At 41.0% G+C, this 5,083-nt stretch carries 3 protein-coding genes; all 3 read left to right on the forward strand.

Features of this window, described 5'->3' with window-relative positions; genetic code table 11:
• The coding region (locus KPC_RS17765; protein ID WP_171334543.1) for a YadA-like family protein at positions 1-3,519 on the forward strand (3,519 nt) is incomplete at its 5' end.
• A 108-nt stretch (positions 3,520-3,627) separates the two neighbouring features.
• Positions 3,628-4,392 (forward strand): OmpA family protein, encoded by a 765-nt coding sequence (locus tag KPC_RS17770; RefSeq protein ID WP_171334544.1) that lies wholly within the window; start codon positions 3,628-3,630, stop codon positions 4,390-4,392.
• Between the two features lie 185 nt (positions 4,393-4,577).
• The gene (locus KPC_RS17775; RefSeq protein ID WP_227591505.1) at positions 4,578-4,979 is read left to right on the forward strand and encodes a hypothetical protein; all 402 of its coding nucleotides are present in this window, start codon (positions 4,578-4,580) and stop codon (positions 4,977-4,979) included.
• Positions 4,980-5,083: the final 104 nt, after the last annotated feature.

Here is a 5,083-nt window from a genome sequence, read left to right on the forward strand (position 1 = left end):
ATCAATAGTTTAACGACCGCAGTGACCACACCGCTGACCTTTACAGGGGATAGTGGTAGCTCGGTGAATAAACTTGGCTCGACATTGTCAGTGCTTGGGGATGGGAACATCACGACAACGGCAAGTCAGGGCCAGATCGCAGTGAGCCTGAATAAAACCCTGACAGGCCTGACCAGCATCAGCACGGGCAATACCTTTATTGACAGTAATGGCTTAAGCATCACAGGTGGCCCAAGTATCACCACGGCAGGCATTGATGCAGCGAACAGCAAGATTAGCAATGTTGCAGCAGGTACAGCAAACACAGATGCGGTGAATGTCAGTCAGTTAACTGCAGCGAGTGCAGCCAGCGATGCCAGAACCGATGCTTTAGGTACCAGTACCGCCAGTAACCTGGGTGGTGGTGCAAGCTACGATGTGACAACGGGTGAGATCAGTGCACCGAACTACAGCGTAACCACTAATCCGAATGAAGCCGGTGCGACAATGACGGTTCACAATGTCGGCGATGCAATCAATAGCTTAACGACTGCGGTGACTACACCGCTGACCTTTACAGGGGATAGTGGTAGCTCGATCAATAAACTTGGCTCGACACTGTCAGTGCTTGGGGATGGGAACATCACGACAACGGCAAGTCAGGGCCAGATCGCAGTGAGCCTGAATAAAACCCTGACAGACCTGACCAGCATCAGCACGGGCAATACCTTTATTGACAGTAATGGCTTAAGCATCACAGGTGGCCCAAGTATCACCACGGCAGGCATTGATGCAGCGGGTAAAAAGATCAGTAATGTTGCTGATGGTACAGCAGCCAGTGATGCGATTAACAAAGGCCAGCTGGATACAGCATTAACAGCACAGGACAGCAAATCGGACGGGTTGGGAAGCAGTACGGCTGCGGCATTGGGTGGTGGTGCAAGCTACGATGCGACAACAGGTGGGATCAGTGCACCGAACTACAGTGTGACCACTAATCCGAATGAAGCCGGTGCGACAACGACGGTTCACAATGTTGGTGATGCAATCAATAGCTTAACGACTGCAGTGACCACACCGCTGACCTTTACAGGGGATAGTGGTAGCTCGGTGAATAAACTTGGCTCGACATTGTCAGTGCTTGGGGATGGGAACATCACGACAACGGCAAGTCAGGGCCAGATCGCAGTGAGCCTGAATAAAACCCTGACAGGCCTGACCAGCATCAGCACGGGCAATACCTTTATTGACAGTAATGGTTTAAGCATTACAGGTGGCCCAAGTATCACCACGGCAGGCATTGATGCAGCGGGTAAAAAGATCAGTAATGTTGCAGCAGGTACAGCAAACACAGATGCAGTGAATGTCAGTCAGTTAACTGCAGCGAGTGCAGCCAGCGATGCCAGAACCGATGCTTTAGGTACCAGTACCGCCAGTAACCTGGGCGGTGGTGCAAGCTACGATGCGACAACAGGTGAGATCAGTGCACCGAACTACAGCGTAACCACTAATCCGAATGAAGCCGGTGCGACAACGACGGTTCACAATGTCGGCGATGCAATCAATAGCTTAACGACTGCAGTGACTACACCGCTGACCTTTACAGGGGACAGTGGCAGCTCGGTGAACCCGTTAGGTTCAAGTCTGGCTATGCTTGGTGATAGCAATATTACTACGGCAATGACACAGGGTCAGCTTGCAATCAAACTGAATAAAGATCTTAAAGATCTGAGCAGTATTGAAACAACTGATGGTAAGGGCAATAGCAATCTAATGTCATCAGTAGGAAACACAGTAACAGATAACCAGAATACGACTATTTACGGTGCGAATGGTATAGATATCAACAATGGTACAGTGACCTTAAGTAATAATGGCTTAAGTATCACCAATGGTCCAAGTATTACAGTTTCAGGTATTAATGCAGGTAACAAGGTTATAAGCAATGTTGCTGCTGGTGTTGCTGCTACTGATGCTGTAAACAAAGCCCAGCTTGATTCGATTGTGAAAGGTCAAGATGCCAAAACAGATATTTTAGGAAATGCTACGGCATCCGCTTTAGGTGGAGGGGCTAGTTATGATCCGACAACAGGCTCGATTTCTGCACCAGGCTATCAAGTCACGATCAATCCAGCTGATACCAGTACAACGACAACTGTGAATAATGTTGCTGATGCAATTAATAGCTTAAATACAGCAGTAATGAAACCATTAACTTTTATTGGTGATAATGGGACTTCTATAAATCAGTTGGGTTCAACTTTGGCATTTATTGGTGATAACAATATTATTACTGAAGTAATGCAAGGTCAGGTTCAAGTAAAACTGAATAAAGATCTAAAAGGTATGAGCAGTGTTCAAATCATTGATGAGAACGATCCAGCAAAAATAGCTACATTGACTGCAAATGGTACAGAAGTTACAGATGGCAAAAATACAGCTATTTATGGTTCGAATGGTGTGAATATCAACAATGGTGCAGTGACCTTAAGTAATAATGGTTTAATTATTGCAAATGGTCCAGGCATTACAGTTTCAGGTATTAATGCAGGCAACAAGGTTATAAGTAATGTAGCAAATGGTGTAGCTGCTACTGATGCTGTTAATGTAGGTCAATTAGATAGTGCAGTGAACTCATTAAATCAAGCTATAAAGGACTTGAATTCCAATGCTGTTCAGTATGATGACATAACAGATAACACAGCAAATACTCATTCTGTGACTTTAGCTGGTAATAATGGGACAACGATTCATAATCTAGCTGATGGTGAAGTTGTCTCTGGCTCAAAAGATGCTGTAAATGGTGGGCAATTAGCAGATGTCCGCGACAATTTACAAAATCAGATCACCCAAAATACATATGATATTAACAATATCAAAAACGATATTAACAACGGTACTGTTGGTCTAGTCCAACAAGCTGGCGGTAAAGATGCAGAGATTACGGTTGCAAAAGACACAGGTGGTACAAAAGTGAATGTTGGCGGTACATCTGGTGATCGTATAGTGACCGGTGTGGCAAATGGGGCTGTAACTGATAAATCGAAAGATGCTGTAAATGGTTCACAACTCAATACAACCAATCAGGCGATTATTGAATATTTGGGTGGAGGTGCTGTTTATGACACTAATACTCAAAGCTTTACCGCACCTAGTTATAGTGTTGGGGATAGCGTGCATCATAATGTAGGTGATGCAATTAATGCACTCAACCAAGAAGATCAAAACTTAAATTCAAAGATTGATAATCTGGGTAATCAGCTTCAAGAAGTATTTCAGTCAACCAATAAACGCATAAATGATGTTGAAAAACGTGCAAATGCGGGTATTGCAGCAGCATTGTCATTAGAAGCTGCACCTTTTGTACCTGGGAAATATACATATGCAGCAGGCACAGCATATCACGGTGGTGAAAGTGCAGTTGGTATCACATTGAGAAAGACAGCTGATAATGGGCGTTGGTCAATAACGAGTGGTATAGCGGCTGCATCGCAAGGTGAACCAAGTTTCCGTATTGGTGTTAGTGGCGTAATAGATTAATTGGGGTAGAGATGAGGAGATTTTTTTATCTTCTCATCATTGAATTTTGTAGAGCAAAAAATGAAAAAATTACATCACATAATGGTCTTGTGTTTATTCAGTAGTTTTATGATTTCTCAATCACAAGCTGATGGAATAAACCCCGAGAATACACCACCGAATATTGAATTCCCTCATGTCGAGGAGTCATATTTGAAGCAGGTACATCGTTATGAATATGAAAAGATAACACTTTTAGATAAAGGGCTTGATAAGGGTCAAGTACGTTTTATTTTGGGAAATCCTCAATTTAAAGAAGGTCTTTTTAACGTTAAAGTCTGGAATTATGTTTTGGATATACGTGACTCAAATACCTCAGAATACAGACGCTGTCAGCTTAGAATTGATTTTAACCAGCGTGATTTAGTCGAAAATTTTTATTGGAAAGGTGAGCAGTGCCCAAACTCACAGACTATATCTAAAGCAGAGATATCCTCACAAGTGGTGAAAATTGGACATGAAATACCGACTGTTCATGAAAAACAGAGTGTAGATTTATTGTTTGCATTTAATCGTTTTGATGAAAATGCAATTGATAAAAATTACACCTCGGTAGTATCAGTTGCTCAGAAAATAATTGAATCGAATCCTGAGCATATTGATATTACAGGTTATACGGATTGGATTGGTAGCCATATTTATAATCAACAGCTTTCTGCTAATCGTGCAAATACAGTTGCTCAACTATTGATTAAGTATGCAGTAGATCCAAATATTATTTCTGTAAAAGCAAATGGAATTACGACCAAATATAGAGAATGCGGTAGTAAGACTAAAAATGAAGATACGCTGAAATGTCTTGCACCAAATCGACGGGTTACTGTCACCTGGTAAAAGCATTCTAAAGGGGTACAGGTGATCCAGTCTTTGACCTGATTTCAAGATTACTTGGTTTTTAAGTAATAGTTTTAACACAATTTATGCAAGGAAAGTTGGAACAGTTTTACCTGTACATTTACGAGCAAAATACACAATTGAATTTTAGAGAAACCGTAATGTTAAAAAAAATGATATTCGCTATGGGCTTGATTGTTTTAACTTTTCAAGCACAAGCATTTGATAAATCTCAAGTGAATCTAGATAAAGATTTTTGGGGAAAATGGACTATTTTTAATGCACAAAAAAACTGTTCTGAAACATACCAGTTCAAGAAACCAGGTCAATTTCAGTATACAAGTTTACAAAAACGTATGAATGGTAATTTTGCTGTCTTGCGTAATCAAAATGATCCAAAAGCTTTAGATATTTTAACTGTCAAAGTGCTTTCTGATAACCAAAAAGCATCGTGTGCGGATACAGCAAAAGATTATAATGGTGCTAATCTAAGTTTAGGTCTGAAATGGATATCAGCCAAAACTGCACAAATCTGCTCAGATACGACAGGGAAACAATGCACAGCATTATATTTGATTAAGCAATAATTTTGATCTTGAAAAGTGCTTCTTCGGAAGCCTTTATTATAAATGAATATTTCAATAAAATAGAATATTAATAAAATTTATTTATTAAAAAATTAAAAATTATT

The organism is Acinetobacter stercoris (assembly GCF_900323515.1).
Lineage (GTDB): Bacteria > Pseudomonadota > Gammaproteobacteria > Pseudomonadales > Moraxellaceae > Acinetobacter > Acinetobacter stercoris.